Raw genomic sequence first — 19,740 nt, forward strand, 5'->3', positions numbered from 1 at the left:
ACCATCTGATGAGCTAATAGGCTTATGAGGAGGTAGCGAGTGGAAAACAACGAGCAGGAGTGGACGGACGCGGTCGCGTCGGCGCGCGCGTTTGAGATGGGGGAGCCCGTGGCGTCTCCGGTATATGCGGATAAGGCGCCCGAACCTCAGCATGATGTGCGCCTGGGCGTGGAGCATCTGGACCTGTTCTACGGCGACCACCATGCGCTTAAAGACGTCAATATAGCCATTCGCGATCGTGAGATCACGTCGTTTATCGGTCCGTCCGGCTGCGGCAAGTCCACGCTACTGCGCTGCTTCAACCGAATGAACGATAGCGTTAAGGATTGCCGTATCGAGGGCTCCATCACGCTGGACGGCGCGGACATCTACGCGGACTACAACGTGACCCGTCTGCGCCAACGCGTGGGTATGGTTTTCCAGCGCCCCAATCCGTTTCCCATGAGCATCTACGATAACGTGGCCTACGGTCCTCGCGGTCTTGGTATCAAGGATCGCGATGAGCTTGATGGCTTGGTCGAGGAGTCTCTGCGCCGCGCGGCGCTGTGGGACGAGGTAAAGGATAAGCTCAAGAGCTCCGGACTCGGTCTTTCCGGTGGCCAGCAGCAGCGCCTGTGCATCGCCCGCGCGCTCGCCGTCAAGCCCGAGGTCCTGCTTATGGACGAGCCCACCTCTGCTCTCGATCCCATCTCTACAGTTATGATCGAGCAGCTGGCAATGGAGCTTAAAGAGCATTACACCCTGGTTGTTGTCACGCACAACATGCAGCAGGCGTCTCGTATTTCCGACTCCGTGGCGTTTTTCCTGTTGGGCGAGTTGGTTGAGCATGCTGAGACCGGTGAGCTGTTCCGCAATCCGCGAGATACCAGGACTCAGGATTACCTTACCGGCCGCTTTGGCTAATCGACCGAGTTCGCACCGATTGCGGAGTCGCTTCTGATGACATGCACGCTGACTTGTTATCGGCGCGTCCGGCACGGTGTATGATTGGTCGCATAACAAGTGTGGGCAGTTGACGGGCGCCGAGGCCTTGATGGGTCTGCGGCGCCACACGATATCCGCGGGAGGCGAGCGGCATGATCTATTACGTTGAGGACGATGACAACATCAGGGGTTTGACACTATATGCCCTGCACCAGCAGGGTATCGAGGCGGAAGGGTTCTCGTGCGACAGCGAGTTCAAGGCGGCGGTGGCAAAGCGCGTGCCGGATGCCGTGCTGCTCGACATCATGCTGCCGGACACCGACGGCCTTGAGATCCTTCGTCGCTTGCGCTCGTCTTCGGAGACTGCAATGGTTCCCATCATGATGCTGACCGCAAAGGACACGGAGCTCGATAAGGTTGTGGCTTTGGACGGCGGCGCCGATGATTACCTCACCAAGCCCTTCTCGTTGATGGAGCTTACGAGCCGTTGCCGTGCGCTGCTCCGTCGCGGTGGCATGACCAAAAAGACCTCCGACATCCTGACTCTGGGCGGCATCTCTCTATCTCCCAGCCATCGTCAGGTTGTGGTCGACGGGCAGGAGGTCAAGTTGACCCTGCGCGAATTCGACCTTCTTGAGTACCTTATGCGCAAGCCGGGCGTCGTGTTCTCCCGTGAGGCCCTACTGCAAAGCGTGTGGGGGTGGGATTTCGACGGCGGTTCGCGTACCGTTGATGTCCACGTGCAGACGCTCCGTCAGAAGCTGGGTGAGCGCGCCGGTTGCATCGAGACGGTGCGCGGCGTCGGGTATCGCCTGGCTGACAGCGCAGAGTAGCTCGGGGCGTTGATTGTGACCACTCGCCATTCGCTTTCTCAACGCGTTTTCGCAACCTTGTTCATAATGGCCGTCGCGGTCATCGCGGTGTTCACCGTCGCGGGCACGTTGTATCTGCAGGGGAATCTTGCCGATTCCACTCACGAGGAACTGCGCGAAGAGACCGACGTGGTGGCGGCGGCGCTTAACCAGGCAAGCGATGACTATGTTCTCCTCGACCAAATCGAGCTGGGCGATACGCGCGTGACGCTGGTCGCCGATGACGGCACCGTTTTGTACGATAGCGACGAGAGCCCTGCCGACATGGCGAACCACGCTGATCGCCCGGAGATCGCCGAGGCGTTGGCGGACGGCGACGGTATATCAGAGCGCTCCAGCTCTACTATGGGCGAGACCATGCTGTACAACGCGGTGCGCTTGGACGACGGCAGCGTGATACGCCTCTCCAAGCGACAAGAGGGCTATATCTCCATCTTTTTCACCCTCCTCATTCCGCTTTTGTGCCTGGGCGCCGTGGCGGCGCTGCTTGCGTGGGCGGCCGCCAGCCGCGAGGCCAAGGCGATCATCGCCCCGCTTGAGCTGGTCGATCTCGATCATCCCAAGCGCAATATGGAAAATGCCTATCAGGAAATGGTGCCAATGCTTGAGCGCATCGAGAATCAGCGCCAGGAGCTCAAACGCCAGATGCGCGTGCTCGCTGACAACGATCGCATGCGTCGCGAATTTACTGCCAACATTACGCACGAACTCAAGACTCCGCTTACCGCAATCTCTGGCTACGCGGAGCTTATTGGCAGCGGTATGGTGGCAAGCGAGGATGACCAGCGTGATTTCGCCATGCGTATCTATAAGGAGGCAGGGCGTCTCACCTCGCTGGTTAACGATATCCTTACCCTGTCTAATTTGGACGAGGCCGAGCATAGTGCCGATGCCGCCGCTGCGAGCGTGCTGGGCACTCGAGAGCCGGTGGACCTGCCCCGCATGCTTGACTCCGTATATCAGAGACTTGAGGGCGTTGCCGCCAAGCAGGGGGTACTGCTGACCGTTTCCTCCTGCCCCGCGGTGGTCGAGGGCGTGCCGCGCCTGTTGGACGAGCTGGTCTACAACTTGGCGAGCAACGCGATTCGCTACAACAAGGCAGACGGCTCCGTTCTCTTGGCCTGCGGGCTCAATAGCGATGAACGACCCTATATTCGCGTATCGGATACGGGCATCGGCATCGCGGAGGAGGAGCGTGAGAAGATTTTCGAGCGTTTCTACCGCGTGGATAAGAGTCGTTCGAAAGCGCGCGGGGGAACCGGTCTGGGGCTTGCTATCGTGAAGCACGCGGCCGTGTTCCATAATGCCGAGCTAAATGTGGAGAGCAAGTTGGGTGAGGGCACGTGCATTACCGTTACGTTCCCCGAGGCATTCAAAGTCTCTTCGTTTTAGTTCATAAAAAGCGAGGCCGCCCCCTTTCACTCGACATTATGCGCTGCTAGACGAATTTGCTTTTAGCCATGAGAGCGAAGGTTCCGCTAAAAAACTGGGTCTTAAGAGCCTGAATGGTTATAAGGTGTCCGTTTCGAGCGAGACCACGTCGCGCGTCATTACGCTGAGCGTTACCGGCAAGGATGCCGAGGGTGTCGCCCGCGTTGCGAACGCTATCGCAGAAGAGGTCTCTGAGGTTGCGCAAAACGTGCAGATGGCTCAGAGCGTCAATGTGATCGATCGCGCCGACGCCCCCACATCTCCCAGCGGCCCCAACCGTACTTTGTATGTTGCCGTCGCGTTTTTGGCAGGACTGTTTGCCGCGGTTGCGATTATCGTACTTATCGATATGCTGAACACGCGCGTCCGCAGCTCTGAGGATGCCGAGGACCTCCTTGGCATCTCTGTCATTGGCCGTATCCCGGTTCTTAAGGACGGTAGGTAATCCATGGCGTTGAAAAAGAGGGCTGGCAACGATCGCCGCGCTGTTCAGAATGCAATGAAAACCTTGCTTGCCAACATCCGTTTTGCAAGCGTAGATAAGCCCATCCAGACCCTTGCGGTCACCTCGTCCAAACCTAAGGAGGGCAAGTCGACCACGGCATGCAATTTGGCTCGAGCAATTGCATCGAGTGGTGCTAGCGTGGTTTTGGTCGAATGCGATATGCGTCGTCGCAGCCTGGCGAATATGCTTGGCGTCCACTCGTCTGGTGGTATCTACGCCGTTCTTTCCGAGCAGGCAACGCTTGATGAGGCGCTGGTTGAGGTTGATCAGCCCGGTATGTTCTTCCTTGACTGCGAGCCGCATATTCCCAATCCGGCTGACCTGATTGCCTCCCGTCGTTTTGCAGACCTAATCAGTCAGCTCGAGAATCGCTTTAATTACGTGGTTGTCGACACGCCGCCGGTGGGCGCCTTTGTCGATGCTGCCGAGATTGGCCAGCTGGTTGATGGCGTTGTATTTGTTATTCGCGAGAACTATACCAGGCGCAAGGAGGTTGTGGACGCTGTCGCCCAGCTTCACAAGGCAGAGGTTCATATTATCGGCACGGTGATGAATTGCTGCGAGAACATTGGTAACGAGTATTATTACTCGTATTACTCCAAGGACGGCTCTCATCATAAGTCCAGCGCGGGCCAGCCCGATCCCGTGGCTGATGGCGTGCTGAGCGCTCCGGTAAAGCTTGAGCCCGCTTCGCGCGCCAAGCGCCCCAGCGGCAGCCGCTTCGCAAAGCGTTAACGCGGCCGTGCGCGATATACATTGCCACATTCTCCCGGGTGTCGATGACGGCGCCCGGGATTGCATGAAAGCTTAGATATGCTGCGGGCGGCAAAGAAGGCGGGTATAACCCGTATTGTTTGCACGCCCCATTGCCGGGACCCCTACTTTAATTATGCGGCCATGTGGAATGCCTTTAGGCTCCTACAGAGCCGTGCCGGGGGGGGTTCCCCTTGCAGATGGGCTTTGAGGTCAACTATGCAAAGCTGATGGACTTGGGCCTTGATTACGCGCGCTACCTTCACTTTGATGGCAGCAACGAGCTGCTGCTGGAGCTTTCTCGCGGCGCCACCAAGTACGACTTTGTGGAGTACGAGCGCACCATCTACGAACTCCAGGGTAGGGGCTATCAGATTATCATCGCCCACCCAGAGCGCTGCCGGGCTATCCAGCAGGATATCGAGATCGCTCAGCGCTTGTTTTCGATGGGTTGCAAGCTTCAGGCTTCGGCTGACTTTATAGCTGGCGGCAGATTTGGCAAAGAGAAGCGTCCCGCGCTTAAGTTGCTCAATGCCGGCTTGTATGATTATGTGGCAAGCGATGCCCATAACGCCGGCCATTACCGCTACTTCAAAAAGGTATGCTCGCGCTACGTCGAGCGCTAGTGTCTAGGGCTTCGCGCTGCTTTTGGTTATTGTGCTGCGGCAAGGAGGCCCAGATGGAACTGACCGTGCGCTTTGATGCGCGAGATGCGGCGTTTGATGTGCGCAAGCGCGTGTTTATGGACGAGCAGGGCTATGAAAACGAGTTCGATCAGATTGACGACGATCCCCGGTGCATTCATGTGACGCTCTACGTTGATGGCGAGGTCGCTGGCTGTTCCCGCGTGTTTCCCGAGGAGCTGGAGAGGGCGGCTGCACCCGATGCCCCCAAGTCTCCCGCTTGCGAGTTCGATGAGGGAATTGGGGCTTCTGAAACCTACTTGCTGGGGCGCGTGGCGGTTCTGGGCGAGTACCGGCGCCGCGGCCTCGCGAGCGAGATAGTGCGTGCGAGCGATGATGCGGCGCGTGCCGCCGGCGCTCGTCTGGTCAAGCTACATGCGCAGGAGTACGTGCGCGACTTGTACGCGAAGATGGGATACACCCAGATCTCCGACGTGGATTATGAAGACGAGGGCCAGCCCCATCTTTGGATGGCAAAGCGGCTTTAGAGATTATCTAAGTCTTTATCGCTTAGGTTTTATGAGCGCGAATGTGGGTAGTATAGAATCCGTTAATGTATAGGGCGCCTCAGCAAGGTTTGTGGGCGCCCGCTTTATGGAGGGATTCTCGCATGCGCCAGTTTAAGACGGAGAGCAAAAAGCTGCTCGACCTCATGATCAACTCGATCTATACCAACAAGGAGATCTTTCTTCGCGAGTTGATCTCCAACGCGTCGGACGCCGTGGACAAGCTCAACTTCAAGAGCCTGACCAATTCCGATATCAAGCTAGACTCCAACGACCTGGCTATCAGAATCTCGTTCGACAAGGACGCGCGCACGTTGACCGTTTCCGATAACGGCATCGGCATGACCGCGGAGGATTTGGAGCGCAACCTGGGCACCATCGCCCATTCGGGTAGCGAGGAATTCAAGCAGGAAAACGCCGAGAGCCAGGGTGGTGACGTCGACATCATCGGCCAGTTTGGTGTGGGCTTCTACTCTGCGTTCATGGTCGCATCCAAGGTTCGCGTGGTGAGCCGCGCCTTTGGCGAACAGACGGCGCACGTGTGGGAGAGCGACGGCCTTGAGGGCTACACCATCGAAGATGGCGAGCGCGCCGAGCACGGCACCGATGTCATCCTGACCATTCGCGAGAACTCCAAGGGCGAGAACGGCGAGGCGGGCGAGAATTACGACGCCTATCTTACCGAGTGGGGCCTGCGTGACCTCATAACCCGCTACAGCAACTACGTGCGCTATCCCATCCAGATGATGGTAAGCAAGAGCCGCGAGCTTCCTCGTCCAGAGGATGCCGGCGACGACTATCAGCCCCAGTATGAGGACTACCAGGAGCTCGAGACCATCAACTCCATGACTCCCATTTGGAAAAAGCGCAGCTCAGATGTTGAGCAGTCCGATTATAACGAGTTCTACAAGTCGACTTTCCACGATTGGGACGATCCCGCGCGCACCATCAGCTTCCATGCCGAGGGCTCGCTCGAGTACGATGCGCTGCTGTTCATCCCCGGCCGTGCGCCGTTTGACCTGTACAGCAAGGATTATCAAAAGGGCCTCTCCCTCTACAGCTCCAACGTCATGATTATGGAGAAGTGCGCCGACCTGCTGCCGGACTACTACAACTTTGTGCGCGGTGTGGTGGATTCCGCCGATATCTCGCTCAACATCTCTCGCGAGACCCTGCAGCAGGACCGTCAGCTGCGCGCCATCGCCTCGCGCGTAGAGAAGAAGATCACCGGCGAGCTCAAGGCTATGCGCGACGATGATCGCGAGACCTACGAGGCCTTCTTTGAGAACTTTGGACGCGGACTGAAGTTCGGCATCTACTCCAGCTATGGTATGAAGGCTTCCGAGCTGGCAGACCTGCTGCTGTTCTGGAGCGCGCGCGAGAACAAGATGGTGACGCTGGCGGAATACGCCGCGACCATGCCCGAGGGGCAGAAGGCGATCTATTACGCCGCCGGTGACGACCGCGAGCGTCTGTCCAAGATGCCCGTGGTGAAGGGCGTGCTCGATCGCGGCTACGACGTGCTGCTGTGCACCATGGATGTGGACGAGTTCACCTTCCAGGCCATGCGGACCTATCACGCCTGCGGCCTGCCCAAGGTCTACGAGGACGAGGTGGCGCGCGAGGCGGCTGCCAAGGCGGTGGCCGACGGCGCCGAGCCCGAGGTGGAAGATCGCGACATCGAGTTCAAGAACGTTGCGACCGGCGATGTTGATCTGGCAACCGAGGATGAGAAGAAGGATGCCGAGGAGGCTACGCGCGAGCACGGCGACCTGTTCGAAGCCATGAAGGAAGCCCTTGGCGATAAGGTGGAGAAAGTCGCCGTTTCGGCCCGTCTGACCGATGCCCCGGCCTGCATCACCACCGAGGGTCCGCTGTCGCTTGAGATGGAAAAGGTCTTGGCTCGCGGTCCCGAGGCGGGTGCCGAGGGCATGCCCAAGACCGTCCGCGTGCTGGAACTCAACGCTAAGCACCCGGTGTTCGAGAAGTTGGTGGCCGCTAAGGAGGCGGATGACACTGAGAAGCTCTCCCTGTACGCGGGGCTGCTCTATGACCAGGCACTGCTGGTGGAGGGTATCTTGCCTGCCGATCCCGTTGCCTTTGCTCAGAATATCTGCAGCTTGATGTAGATTGCTTCTTGGCGATGTAGTGCCGAGCGAACAGAGGGCTTCGCAGCTCATATACGAGTTGCGGAGCCCTTTTTGATGGATTAAGGCTTTCTGAAGGGACATGCTTTGGCCTTCTATAATTATGTGGAGCTGCCGGTTTGGCTGCTAAAATAAAACTCCAAGTACTACGGGGAATTATGGGAGGTGTGCATGGCGAGTTCGTACGGCACCGATGCTGACAAAAGCGCTTTGCGAGCGGGCTACCTTGCCGCGCGCCAGCAGATTCCCGCCCCTTTCAAGGCCCGTATGGATCGATCGATCGACGAAACGCTACTGGATTTTCCGCTGTTTGCAGAAGCCCCGCTTGTTTTGTCCTATATATCTTATGGGAATGAAGTCGATACACACGGCATTATCCAGGGCGTTCTCGAATCGGGGCGCCGCGTGGGCGTGCCCTTGGTCGATTCGGCAACCCGAGAGATGGCGTTTTACGAGATCGAATCCCTCAATCAGGTCTCACCTGGTTTCAAGGGCATTCTCGAGCCCGATCCAGATGAGTGTCGCCTGCTTTCTATGGACGATTTCTTTGGGTCGGTATGTTTGGTCCCCGGTTTGGTATTCGATGCTCAGGGTCACCGCATAGGGTATGGAGGCGGTTGCTACGACCGTTTTCTCTGGCATTACCCGGGAGACAAAATCGCCCTGGCAAGGACCATGCAGATCAGTTCGAATCCGCTTCCCGTCGAGTCATTCGACGTTCCGGTTGATTTCATCGTGACCGAGGGCAGCGTCTGGGCGTGCCGCTAGGCGCATGCTAGGAGATGTCTTCTAGATCAATCTCGTCAAACGGTAGCGTAAGCTTTACGTGCGAGTTCACCATACCCTGGGATTCGTAAAAACCATGCGCCTCCGAACGCGTGCGGTTGCTGGTGACTTCAAGTTGCACGCATCCCATTTCTTTTGCGACGCGCTGGGCTTCTTCGAGGAGCGCGGCCCCAATTCCCTTGCCGCGGTGGGGCTCGTCCACAATGAATTCAAGGATCTCAGCGACGCGCGCCGCGTGGTGCAGCTGGTTTTCAAAGCGCAGGTTCAATATGGCGCATGCGGGGGCATCTGCTTCTTCGCGGGCGACAAGGCAGCAGTAGTGCGTGCTCTTCACTTGTTTGACAAACATTTCGCGAAAGGGCTCAAAGGGCAGCCGACACTTCTCTAGCTGGCAAATGAGGTCCCAAACGCGTTCGCAATCGTCTGCGGAAGCGGTATCAAAGACAAACGACATGATCATCCCCCGTCCCGGTGCGACTATAGGGTGCGCGCCGACAGTGTATCCAGTATAGGCGGTGCGTGCGTGGCCTTTTGTAAAGTCTCGGTGCGCGGTCTATCGCGGGGAGCATGCGGAAAAACAGAGTACTTACAACAGTATATATATGCTACAACAACTGTCGCGTAGGCTTCGAATGTGTTGGTTTATTTCATCTGTCAACCAAAATTACTCCCCACATGTACGTTTATACACAATTGTTGTATAGTGCTGGAGCAATCGTATCGGAATCCTTTTCTGTCAACGACCCCTGTCTTGGACGGGGAGTGTACGTGGGGGACAGCGTCGACTAGGTTTGGATGGTTCTAGTGAAAAAGGCATTTCAGATTTTCAAGCGCGATATCTTGCGCCTGCTTAAAAATCCCGTTGCTTTGGTTATCACTATTGGCGTATGCGTTATTCCGTCGCTCTACGCTTGGTACAACATAGTTGCCAACTGGGACCCGTACGGAAACACGGCAAATATCAAGGTTGCCGTTGCCAACAACGACCAGGGCACGTCCAACGAATACGTGGGAGAGCTCAACGCGGGCGATGAGACCGTCTCCAAGCTTAAAGAAAACGACCAGCTTGGTTGGGTCTTTACAGACGCGGATGCTGCCGTGGAGGGCGTGAAGTCCGGCGAGTACTACGCAGCGATCATCATTCCGGATGACTTCAGCACCAACCTTACCAGCATGTTGACGGGTACGTTTACCCAGCCTCAACTTGAGTATTATTGCAACGAGAAGAAGAATGCCATTGCGCCCAAGGTGACCGATACGGGCGCGCAGACGGTCGAGGAGCAGATTAACGAGACCTTTGTCGCCACGGTGAGTGAAACGCTGGTCGAGAAAATACAGAATGCGGCGGGCGATCTGGATGCTCAGGGCGCCGAGACCCAGGGCGGCATCTTGGAGAACGTCCAGCGTTCCAACCAGGCTCTGCAGGACGTGCGCGATGCCCTGGCGGGCATGCAGAAAACCATCGCGACCTCCAAAGAGGCGGGGGCCAAGGCTGACGAGACCTTGTCGGCGCTCTCCGGCCAAATCCCCTCATTGGTCAACGCGCTCGATAAGGGCGATGCGCTGCTGGCATCCGCGCGCACCAGCTCGCGCAACTTTGCGAGCTCGCTCAACACAACTCTTAGTCACGGCTTGACCCAAATGGGCAAGGCGTCTTCCAATGCCAACGTCGCCGTGGGCAAGCTTTCCGGTGCCATTAGCGCGGCTGGCGGCAAGGTTGATGGAGCTCTGGCAGATGTCCAAATGGTCATCAATGATGTTAACCGGATTATCATCGATATTCGCGAAATCACGGGCATCGACAGCGGTCTTGTTCTTTCCGCGCTCGAAGAGCAGCTGGCAGAGCTCCAGACGTTGAAGGACGCCCTGCAGGACCAGAGCACTGATATTCAGAACTCCGCGGGCGCGATTGCGGGTGCGGTGTCATCTCTTGACTCGGCAACTCAACAGGGGATCAGCGCTATGGAGGGCGTGCAGCAGGATATGGCCAGCACGGTGCTTCCGCAGCTAAGCCAGGGCATGGATTCATTCTCCGAGGTATCCGGAGATCTTACCGGCGTGGTGGCAAGCCTTGAGCCCACCATCGCGCAGGCTCGCGGCGTGCTCTCCCAGCTCACCACAACCTTGGACCAGGCTTCTTCGACCATGTCGCAGGCTGACTCCTCGCTAGAGAAGTTGCAGGGCACGTTGAGTACGGCTGCAAATGATGTTGCCGCGCTTCGCGCATCCGAGTCGCTTGATAAGCTGGACGAGATTCTTGGTGCCAGTTCTGCCGACCTGGCGGATTTCATGTCCAGCCCCGTGACCCTTACCACTAAGGCAGTGTATCCCGTGAGCAACTATGGCTCCGGCGTGGCCCCGTTCTACACCAACCTGGCGCTGTGGGTGGGAGGTTGCGTCCTCATCGCCATCATTAAGCTAGAGGTCGATGGCGAGGGCATTGGCGCTTTCACTGCTACCGAGGGCTACTTCGGCCGCTGGTTGCTGCTGGTGGTACTTGGCTTTGTGCAGGCCTTTATCGTGTGCTGCGGCGATTTGGTCCTAGGCATGCAGTGCCTGCGCCCCGAGCTGTTTGTGTTGGCGGGTATTTTTACCTCATTCGTTTACGTCAACATCATCTATGCGCTTGCGAGCGCGTTCAAGCATATCGGCAAAGCGTTGGTTGTAATCTTGGTCATCGTCCAAATCCCGGGTTCATCGGGCATGTACCCCATCGAGATGATGCCGGGCTTCTTCCAGCGCCTGCACCCTCTGCTGCCCTTTACCTATGGCATCTCTGCCATGCGCGAGACCATTGGCGGCATGTACGGTATGGACTACGCAATCAATCTGGGTGTCCTTGCGGTCTTTTTGGCGGTCGCGCTCTTTATTGGTGTGAAGCTGCGCACCCTCATGCTCAACCTCAACCTGCTGTTTGATAAAGAGCTGGAGCGCACGGGCGTTATGATCTGCGAAAAAGATGACCGTCCCCGTGAGCGCTTCTCTTTGCGCTGGGCCCTGCGCGCCATGCTCGACACCGCGGGTTATCGTGAGGACCTTATTCTGCGGGCGGCTCGATTTGAGGAGCGCTACCCCAAACTCATCAAAGCTGGCTTCATGCTGGTGTTTGGTCTTCCCGTGGTGCTGTTCATCCTTACCGCCACGCTCGATTTGGAGATCGAGGGCAAGATTATCATGCTGGTCCTTTGGATTGTTTCGGTCATTCTCGTGGATACGTACATGATTGTGGTCGAGTACATACGCGAAAGCATGCAGTTCCAGCTTCGCATCGCCGAGCTTCCGGATGATGCCTTGGTGAATGAGATTCGCTCGCACACAACCGTGCTGCCCGGGTCGCTTGCGGTCAAGGTGGCCCATGACGGCGCGGATGAGGACAAGGACGTGGCGGGGGACCACAGCGCACCGCGCGCCAAGCACATGAAGGGAGGCGACCAGTAATGAAAAACATCATCAACCTGTTCAAACACGATCTTTCCAACATTCGCAAGAGCGTCATCGGCCTTATTGTGATGGTGGGCCTGGTCATTGTCCCCGTGCTCTATGCTTGGTTCAACATCGCGGGCAGCTGGGACCCGTATGGCAATACGGGCAACCTCAAGGTGGCGGTCGCCAACAGCGACGAGGGTTATACAAGCGATTTGATTCCCATCAAGATCAACATGGGTGACAACGTAACCTCTGCTCTGCGCGCCAATGATGCGTTGGACTGGGTGTTTGTGGATGAGGACGCGGCGATCGAGGGCGTGAAGTCTGGCGAGTACTACGCGGCAGTGGTGATACCGCAGGAGTTTTCGGCAGATATGATGACCTTGTTTTCAACCGAGGTGAAGCACTCTGAGATCATCTATTACGAGAACCAGAAAGCAAACGCCATCGCCCCGCGCGTGACCGATAAGGGCGCAAGCACGGTGCGCCAGCAAATCGACGAGACCTTTACCCAGACCATTGGCGACATTGGCCTAGCTACCAGCTCGAGTTTGCTTGAGTTCATGGATAGCGATGAGGTCAAGAATTACGTGTCAAACCTTAGCTCTACGCTGGATGGCGGCATCAGCAGCCTGCGCGACGCGGCGTCCACCGCCGGTTCGTTCGGCGGGCTCATGGGGTCAACCTCTAGTTTGGTGTCGTCTGCCGGCGACCTGTTGGGCACGTCTGGCGAGACGTCCGACCGCTCGCAAGAGCTTTTGACAGACGCTAAGGCAGGGCTGGCGAGCGTTCAGGGCGCGCTTGGCGACTCGGCCGACTCCATCAATGATGCCCTAGCCTCTGTGTCCGGCAGTTTTGATGACGTTTCAAGCGCTGTGGACGATGTGTTCGACGCGGCGGGAACCCAATCGCAAGATACCCAGGATCAAATGAATGCCTTGGCAGATAAGGTGGGCGCGCAGGCGTCCAAGATCGAGGCGATCACGGCGGACGTCGAGGCGCTCAAGCAGAAGCTGCCGGATAACGCCTTGAAGCCCCGGCTTGAGGCGCGCCTGAACGATATCATCACCAGTTTGACGAGCGTCTCGACCAAGCAGCGCCAGCTTGAGAGCCGCTTGCGCCAGGCGGCGAGCGATTTGGCAAGTGGTCTTGCGAACGCCCAGCAGGCCCGCGCCGACGTTATCGCCCTGATCGACGAAGCGAAGCAGACCTTGTCCCAGGTTAAGGGCGACTACGATGAGACGTTGAAGGGCCAGGCTGAGGAGCTGAAGTCCTCTGTTGAGAACATTGCGTCTTCTGCATCCGGCATCTCAGACAACGTTGACGCGACGGTGGACAGTCTCAAGAGCGCATCGGGTTCCCTGGCAGCAGACCTGGGCAATGTGCAAAGGGTCCTGACAAATACCTCGTCCACGCTGAATGCGTCCGCAGATGATTTGCAGCAGATGAAAGCGGAGCTCGACGAGGCGGTCCAAAACGGTGATCTCCAGAAGATTCGCGAGCTGATCGGCAATGACCCCGAGGCGCTGTCGGAGGCGCTTGCTGCGCCCGTTGGCCTTGACCGCCATGCGGTCTACCACATCAAGAACTATGGGTCGGCGATGGCTCCGTTCTACACCATCTTGAGCCTGTGGGTGGGTGGCATCGTCCTGGCCGCTATGCTGAAGGTCGGCGTGGATGATTCCGTAAAGATGCAGCTGGCCCCGGTGCGTCTGCACGAGCTATACCTGGGTCGTTTCATGCTGTTCGCCATGCTGTCGCTTCTGCAGAGCACTCTGGTGTGCGCCGGCGACATCCTGTTCTTTGAGATTCAGTGCGAAAGCCCGCTGCTCTTCTTGGCGACGGGCTGGCTTGCGGGCTTTGTGTTCTGCAACATCATCTACACGCTCACCGTCTCGTTTGGCGATATCGGCAAGGCGCTTGCGGTTGTGTTGCTGGTCATGCAGGTGGCTGGCTCGGGCGGAACGTTCCCTATCGAGATGACAGCGGACTTCTTCCAGATGGTCTATCCGTTCCTGCCGTTTACGCATGGCATCAATGCGATGCACGCTGCCATGGCGGGTTCGTATGGAATGGAGTACTGGGTTGAGATGGGCACGCTTGCCAGCTACCTTATCCCGTCTTTGGCTCTGGGCCTGGTGTTCCGTCGTCCGGTGATTCGCGCCAACAACTGGATTATCGAGAAGCTCGAAGAGACCAAGCTGATGTAGCGCGCGCCCGGGTCCGGATAGGTCGCGACGATTATGGGCGCGTCGCCCGGTGTTGGGGTCACTGCTAAAATCGCGCTCCAGTTGGACTTGGTGCCGCTAAAAATGACCTTCAGTTGGACTATCTGCTAAAAACGGCCTTCAGTTGGACTTGGTCGCTGCTGAAATCGGCCTTCATTTCGTCCCAATTACTAAAATCGGCCTCCAGTTGGATTTGGCTTCGTGAGTCTTCCGGTGCCTCGTCTTATCTACCTGCGCTTTCTTATATGCAGACATCATGCCGTTCCAACCGAAGTCCAACTGGAGGTCGATTTCAGTAGTCCCAAGTCCAACTGGACCCCAAAAATAGCAAATCACCGTACATGAAGGTCGATTTCAGCAGCGATCAAGTCCAACTGGAGGCCAAAAATAGCGGTGGTGCTACACGGTCGGGAGTGAGTGGCGTGTGGGCCCGTTTGCTTGGCTGAGATGCTCCCCCTGAGTTGCGCCACGGTTTCGCGTGCGACCAGAAAAGCTCGAGCCTAACGCAAAAGGGTCCGGACGAATCCGGACCCTTTGAGTCGCCATGGGGCGAAGACAGCCTTGCGGTGACGCGCCTATACGGGGGAAATGCTCAACGCGTCAAGCAAGTTGTGGAAGGAGCGCTCCAAGTTAACCCGTTGGTTAGAGGAGCGACGTTTGGTGGAGTCGAGGAGGCCAGTTCTCTGTGTCGGGGGGAAGGAGAAATGGTTCGCACGTCGGGATGGCTGCACCGAAAAGGTACTAGCTGCGTCTTTGGGAGAATGCATGCGTCGACCTCCTCGCCCGTCCACCTGTACCATGCGCATTACAGTCGCTGCTCTCGTAACGCGCTTAGTCCATTATCCCTTGTTTTTGCGATTAGAAAAGACCTAGAATCTCTTACACTCAAACGTGGTATGTATAAAATCGCAGGTAAAAATGGTTGTATTAGGAATTACCTACCGTTTAACCGTGAAAAATATACCGTCTACCGTGTGCGCCTCGTGATGAAACGGTAGGGGGTCAATGGAGACGGTTCGGTGCGCTATCAAATGAAATCATTCTCACAGGCACTTTGCATAATGAATAAAAGAATCACAGGTAAATGAGAAATGCTATTCATAACGTGATAAAATGTTACAAATTGCTGCGAATTAGATCTGTTCTATGCAAAACCCAAACATGGACATCACCTTACAAGGGGGCTACGCCTTGGTGGCCTCGCGTATCTGGGCGATAACGCGCTCCATGGTTTGGTCGATGTTCTTCTTTTTGAGCTCGCATTCCCAAATGGTGATAGCGGTCCATCCTAGGTTTTCAAGCTCGGCGATTGCCGCTTGGTCTCGCTCCACGTTGCGCTTAAACTTGGCGATCCAAAAGTCGGTGTTGCGCTTGGGAATGGATGGATTGCAATGGGGGCAGCGATGCCAAAAGCAACCGTTGACAAAGATGGCTATCTTGCGACCGGGAAACGCGATGTCGGGGCGGCCTGGCGCCTTCTTCCACTGCAGCCGGTATCCCGTAAGGCCGGCTTCGCGCAATCGCTGCCTCACCAGAAGCTCTGGCTTGGTGTTCGCCCTCTTGTTTCCCTGCATCGACTTCCTGCTGTCATGACGACGTTTTACCTGGCGCGCGTCTCCTTCGGCATCCTTTGCCTCGGTGAGCACTTGCACCACCTCAACGTCGGCGGGCATCCATTGCAGCGTGGCGAGCGCTTCGCGTTTGACCCAGCGGATATCCATCTGCTCGGTTTGCTTGATTTCGCCTGAATCTATCTGGCACAAGAAGCAGTCCATCGAGAGGTGGAAGTCGTCGTAGTCAAATTCAACGGTGTAGAAGTTTCTCAGGTTGGAAACGGTGACGTGTAGCTCTTCTGCGAGTTCGCGCACGCAGGCATCTAAAGATTGCTCTCCTCGTTCGACCTTGCCCCCGGGAAACTCCCATAATCCCGCCATGTCGCCGTACCCACGCTGGACGGCGAGGACTTCATCGGTTTCATGGTTGCAGATGACGCCGGCGGCAACATGGACGGTTTTCACGGTCTGGGCAATCCCTTCTAAACGCTTGGGCAGGGGGACGATTGAACGCTTGGTGCAAGCGATTGTCCCGATCGACCTAGCTATAGTAGCGCTCCGGCGACGCGGGGGTGAACCTTACAAAAGCGAAAGCATCTCGTAAGGCAAATCGATGGCTGTCGCAGCGTCAACTTGAGAGTATATGGTCAAGGAGGTGTTCGTCATGAAGGCAACAAACAACACAATGGATGGAATCGCATACGGTATGTCGATGGGCCAGATGGCTCTTGTGCTCATTGTTATGGCCGTGCTTTCTCTGGGCATGCTGTGGCTCATGGCAAACGCATCCATGCACAGCACGTTATAGCTCGCATATACAGATGTAGGGCAAAAGGGCGCCGTTTGGCGTAGATGAGAAGTGGAGTCATTATATGAATATGAACGTACCTACTCCCAGTATGGTTGGACGCCATGCGGCGCCTGCGGCGTCTCGGACCTCTACGGCTCCGGTGGTACTCGATGCGCAACATATCGAGAAGGTGTACGGTTCGCGTAATAACGTGACGCGTGCTTTGGACGATGTCTCGTTCAAGGTCACCAAGGGCGAGTTCGTCGCCATCATGGGTCCTTCCGGATCCGGCAAGTCGACGCTTCTGAACTGCGTCTCCACCATCGATCAAGTGACTAGCGGATCGGTGATCGTGGGAGGGGCGGACGTCACCAAGCTGAAATCAGCTAAGCTCACCAAGTTCCGCCGCGAGCAGCTCGGCTTCATCTTTCAAGACTCAAACCTGCTTGATACCTTGACCGCGCGGGAGAACATCGCACTGCCGCTCACCATCGCGCGCGTTTCCGCCAAAGAGGTGCTTGCCCGCGTTGAAGAGGTGGCCCTGCGACTCGGCATCGCCCAGACGCTCGACAAGTATCCTTATCAGCTGTCCGGCGGCCAGCAGCAGCGCGTGGCGGCGGCGCGCGCCCTGGTGACCAAGCCCGCGGTGATTATGGCGGACGAGCCCACCGGCGCGCTCGATTCCAAGAACGCCCGTCTGCTGCTCGAGAGCTTTGAGAATATGAACCAGAACTACGGAGCGACGGTTCTCATGGTCACCCATGATAGCTTTGCCGCCAGCTATACCGGTCGCGTGCTGTTCATCCGCGACGGCAAGATCTTCACCGAGTTGCGTCGCGGCGACAGTTCTCGTCGCGAGTTCTTCGACCGCATTATGGAAGTCGTCGCCATGATGGGTGGGGAGGGATCCGATGCTCTTTAAGCTCGCATGGGGCAACGTGCGCCGAGCGGGCAAAGACTACCTGGTCTACTTGCTCACGCTCACGCTTGCCGTAACGGTGTTCTACGCATTCAACACCATTTCCGTCCAGGCGGATATTGTCCTGGAGGAGGAGGGGTTGCCAGAGCTTCTCGGCACCATCATGTCCGGCCTCACCACATTTCTTGCCGTCGTCATGGGCTTCCTGATGGTTTACGCCAACAACTTCATCATGAAGCGGCGTAAAAAGGAGTTCGGTCTCTATCAAGTGCTGGGCATGAGCCGAGGCCAGGTATCGCGTGTCATGGCGCTTGAGACGGCGATCGTCTCTGGTGCGGCTCTGGTGCTCGGCATTGTGTTGGGCGTGGCGTTTTCTCAGTTCATGACGTTTTTTACGGCATCGTTGTTCAAGACGCAGATACGCGACTTTCATTTCTTCTTCTCGATTCCGGCCCTGCTGATTACCGTGGGGTGCCTGGTCGCCATCTTTTTTGTCACGTTGCTGTTCAATCTGGGCGTAGTTCGCCGCGCTAAGGTTATCGACCTTATGAGCGCAAATCGCAAGAACGAGGCGGTAAAGACGCGCAATCCCATCTTATCGGCTGTGATATTCATTGTCGGAGCGGTCATGATTGGCGTGGCGTACTACCGCCTGTTGCGCGACGGCCTGCCCATCGATGCGGCGCCAAGCGAGTACGATACGGCGTTTGTACAGTTCGCAACCACTACGGGAATCGTGGTCGTCGGCACAATCCTGTTCTTCTTCGGTTTCTCCGGGTTTCTGCTCAAGGCGCTGCAGGGGGCCCGCGGTCTCTACTGGCGCGGTCTCAACATGTTCACCATGCGCCAGCTCTCCGCCAAGGTGAACACGGTGAGTTTCTCCATGGCGATTATCTCGATGATTTTGTTCCTCGCCATTACTAGCGTGACGGGCGGTATGTCTATCGTCAACGTTATGAACACCAGCGTGGAGCGGAGCACAATCGCGGACTATTCCCGTGCGGTGATGTATTACGGACCCGACATGTTCAACGATCCTCAACTTGAAGCCGATCGGGCTCAGGAAGGCTATGCACCGATTAAGCTCGCGTCCGAGCCGCTCAACATACTGAAAATCAGCGAGAACAATATCATTGATGCCGGCACTGCTAACGAAGAGCCCTTCGACCTTGCTCATATCTTGGGTAAGTACGAACAAGTGGAAGTGTATGACTCTCGACGGATGGGCGAGGAGGTTCCGTTGGTAAGCCTCAACGGTCTTGCCGATGCGGTGAATATGCCTTTGCCCAAGGGCACGGCAAGCAGCAACGCCAATATGATGGGCTTGCAGGTCATGAAGGAGAGCGATTATAACCGCTATCTTGCTTTTCGTGGCATGGATCGCGTTGACCTGGGCAGGGACGGGTATTTGATCGCGAGCGATCTGGGCGAAAGCGTCGGCAAGATATATGATGCCGCCCTCCATGATGGCGTTGAAATCGACATGGGCGGTAACGTTTTGCATCCGGTGTCCGATCATGTGGACGAGGCGGCGAGCTCATTCTTTAACGCTTCAATGGGTTCCAATTCGGGTACCGTCATCGTGCCAGACCGAATCGTCGACGAGCTGGGGCTTCCGCTCTATACGAGCTACTTTATGGGAAACTACAAAGAGGGGCTGTCCTACGAGGAGACCGAGGGCTATGTGCGACGCGAGCGCACATGGGGAAGCATAACAAACGCCGACGGCACGGAAAGCGCCATATGGGGCATGGAGGCAACTAGGCTGCAGACCTACGAATCCACCAACTCGATGAATGGCCTTATCAGCTATCTGGCGATTTATATCGGTTTCGTTCTCGTCGTGGCGTGCGCAGCCATCCTTACTATTCAACAGCTCTCCGGCGTGGCGGATTCCAGCAAGAATTGCCGCATTCTCTCCGAGCTGGGTACGTCGCGTCACGAGATCATGCGCTCCGTACTGGTGCAGCAGGCGATCTTCTTTGTGTTCCCGTTGGTTATGGGCGTGGCGCACTCGCTGGTCGCGCTCCAGGTTGTTATCGAGATCGTGGCGCTTTTTGGTGGCATGTCGATCGGTGGCACGGTGGGGATGACTTGTTCGATCTTCCTGCTCTGCTACGGCGGTTACTTCCTGGTCACCTACCTCATGAGCAAAGGGATCGTGTCGGACGCCATCCGTGTGCGCCATGCGCACTAGCGAGCCCGTTTTTCGCGTAC

General features: G+C 56.9%; 17 protein-coding genes. 15 read left to right on the plus strand and 2 right to left on the minus strand.

Annotated features, from left to right (window positions below; all coding sequences use genetic code 11):
- Positions 1-96 precede the first annotated feature (96 nt).
- From pstB to B3H65_RS05725, 10 genes are all read left to right on the plus strand, one after another.
- The gene (pstB, locus tag B3H65_RS05680; RefSeq protein ID WP_422652258.1) at positions 97-903 is read left to right on the plus strand and encodes a phosphate ABC transporter ATP-binding protein PstB; all 807 of its coding nucleotides are present in this window, start codon (positions 97-99) and stop codon (positions 901-903) included.
- Between the two features lie 173 nt (positions 904-1,076).
- On the plus strand, positions 1,077-1,757 hold the full coding sequence (locus B3H65_RS05685) for a response regulator transcription factor (protein WP_286684473.1): 681 nt from the start codon (positions 1,077-1,079) through the stop codon (positions 1,755-1,757).
- A 15-nt stretch (positions 1,758-1,772) separates the two neighbouring features.
- Positions 1,773-3,188 carry a sensor histidine kinase gene (locus B3H65_RS05690; RefSeq protein WP_286684474.1) on the plus strand — a complete coding sequence of 472 codons (1,416 nt, stop codon included), beginning with the start codon at positions 1,773-1,775 and terminating at the stop codon, positions 3,186-3,188.
- 124 nt (positions 3,189-3,312) lie between these two features.
- Positions 3,313-3,672 carry a YveK family protein gene (locus B3H65_RS05695; RefSeq protein WP_270480925.1) on the plus strand — a complete coding sequence of 120 codons (360 nt, stop codon included), beginning with the start codon at positions 3,313-3,315 and terminating at the stop codon, positions 3,670-3,672.
- Between the two features lie 3 nt (positions 3,673-3,675).
- On the plus strand, positions 3,676-4,467 hold the full coding sequence (locus tag B3H65_RS05700; RefSeq protein ID WP_286684475.1) for a CpsD/CapB family tyrosine-protein kinase: 792 nt from the start codon (positions 3,676-3,678) through the stop codon (positions 4,465-4,467).
- 7 nt (positions 4,468-4,474) lie between these two features.
- Positions 4,475-4,543 (plus strand): CpsB/CapC family capsule biosynthesis tyrosine phosphatase, encoded by a 69-nt coding sequence (locus tag B3H65_RS05705; RefSeq protein WP_286684749.1) that lies wholly within the window; start codon positions 4,475-4,477, stop codon positions 4,541-4,543.
- 142 nt (positions 4,544-4,685) lie between these two features.
- Positions 4,686-5,111, plus strand: coding sequence for a CpsB/CapC family capsule biosynthesis tyrosine phosphatase (locus tag B3H65_RS05710; protein WP_286684750.1), 426 nt, complete (start codon positions 4,686-4,688; stop codon positions 5,109-5,111).
- Positions 5,112-5,164: 53 nt separating this feature from the next.
- Positions 5,165-5,656 carry a GNAT family N-acetyltransferase gene (locus B3H65_RS05715; RefSeq protein ID WP_286684476.1) on the plus strand — a complete coding sequence of 164 codons (492 nt, stop codon included), beginning with the start codon at positions 5,165-5,167 and terminating at the stop codon, positions 5,654-5,656.
- A 122-nt stretch (positions 5,657-5,778) separates the two neighbouring features.
- Positions 5,779-7,803 (plus strand): molecular chaperone HtpG, encoded by a 2,025-nt coding sequence (gene htpG, locus B3H65_RS05720; RefSeq protein WP_286684477.1) that lies wholly within the window; start codon positions 5,779-5,781, stop codon positions 7,801-7,803.
- Between the two features lie 189 nt (positions 7,804-7,992).
- Complete coding sequence (locus B3H65_RS05725) at positions 7,993-8,589, plus strand: 5-formyltetrahydrofolate cyclo-ligase (protein ID WP_009140907.1); 597 nt, start codon at positions 7,993-7,995, stop codon at positions 8,587-8,589.
- A 7-nt stretch (positions 8,590-8,596) separates the two neighbouring features.
- Here B3H65_RS05725 and B3H65_RS05730 read toward each other — a convergent pair whose 3' ends face one another.
- Positions 8,597-9,061 (minus strand): GNAT family N-acetyltransferase, encoded by a 465-nt coding sequence (locus tag B3H65_RS05730; RefSeq protein WP_286684478.1) that lies wholly within the window; start codon positions 9,059-9,061, stop codon positions 8,597-8,599.
- Between the two features lie 341 nt (positions 9,062-9,402).
- Here B3H65_RS05730 and B3H65_RS05735 point away from each other — a divergent pair, with 341 nt between their 5' ends.
- Both B3H65_RS05735 and B3H65_RS05740 read left to right on the plus strand, forming a co-directional pair.
- Positions 9,403-12,045 (plus strand): YhgE/Pip domain-containing protein, encoded by a 2,643-nt coding sequence (locus tag B3H65_RS05735; protein WP_286684479.1) that lies wholly within the window; start codon positions 9,403-9,405, stop codon positions 12,043-12,045.
- The gene (locus B3H65_RS05740) at positions 12,045-14,243 is read left to right on the plus strand and encodes a YhgE/Pip domain-containing protein (protein WP_009140904.1); all 2,199 of its coding nucleotides are present in this window, start codon (positions 12,045-12,047) and stop codon (positions 14,241-14,243) included. The genes B3H65_RS05735 and B3H65_RS05740 overlap by 1 nt, the downstream gene beginning before the upstream one ends.
- Positions 14,244-15,445: 1,202 nt before the next feature.
- On the opposite strand, the gene vsr is transcribed toward B3H65_RS05740, so the two are convergent.
- Positions 15,446-16,279 carry a DNA mismatch endonuclease Vsr gene (gene vsr / locus B3H65_RS05745; protein WP_286684480.1) on the minus strand — a complete coding sequence of 278 codons (834 nt, stop codon included), beginning with the start codon at positions 16,277-16,279 and terminating at the stop codon, positions 15,446-15,448.
- A 199-nt stretch (positions 16,280-16,478) separates the two neighbouring features.
- Here vsr and B3H65_RS05750 point away from each other — a divergent pair, with 199 nt between their 5' ends.
- The 3 genes from B3H65_RS05750 to B3H65_RS05760 all read left to right on the plus strand — a co-directional run bounded on the left by B3H65_RS05750 (position 16,479) and on the right by B3H65_RS05760 (position 19,720).
- On the plus strand, positions 16,479-16,622 hold the full coding sequence (locus B3H65_RS05750) for a hypothetical protein (RefSeq protein ID WP_181973295.1): 144 nt from the start codon (positions 16,479-16,481) through the stop codon (positions 16,620-16,622).
- A gap of 91 nt (positions 16,623-16,713) precedes the next feature.
- Complete coding sequence (locus tag B3H65_RS05755; RefSeq protein ID WP_117679239.1) at positions 16,714-17,526, plus strand: ABC transporter ATP-binding protein; 813 nt, start codon at positions 16,714-16,716, stop codon at positions 17,524-17,526.
- Positions 17,516-19,720 carry an ABC transporter permease gene (locus B3H65_RS05760; RefSeq protein ID WP_286684481.1) on the plus strand — a complete coding sequence of 735 codons (2,205 nt, stop codon included), beginning with the start codon at positions 17,516-17,518 and terminating at the stop codon, positions 19,718-19,720. The genes B3H65_RS05755 and B3H65_RS05760 overlap by 11 nt, the downstream gene beginning before the upstream one ends.
- The last annotated feature ends 20 nt before the right edge of the window (positions 19,721-19,740 follow it).

Origin of the sequence: Collinsella sp. UBA1693 (assembly GCF_002320115.1) — a bacterium.
Taxonomy (GTDB): Bacteria; Actinomycetota; Coriobacteriia; order Coriobacteriales; family Coriobacteriaceae; genus Collinsella; species Collinsella tanakaei.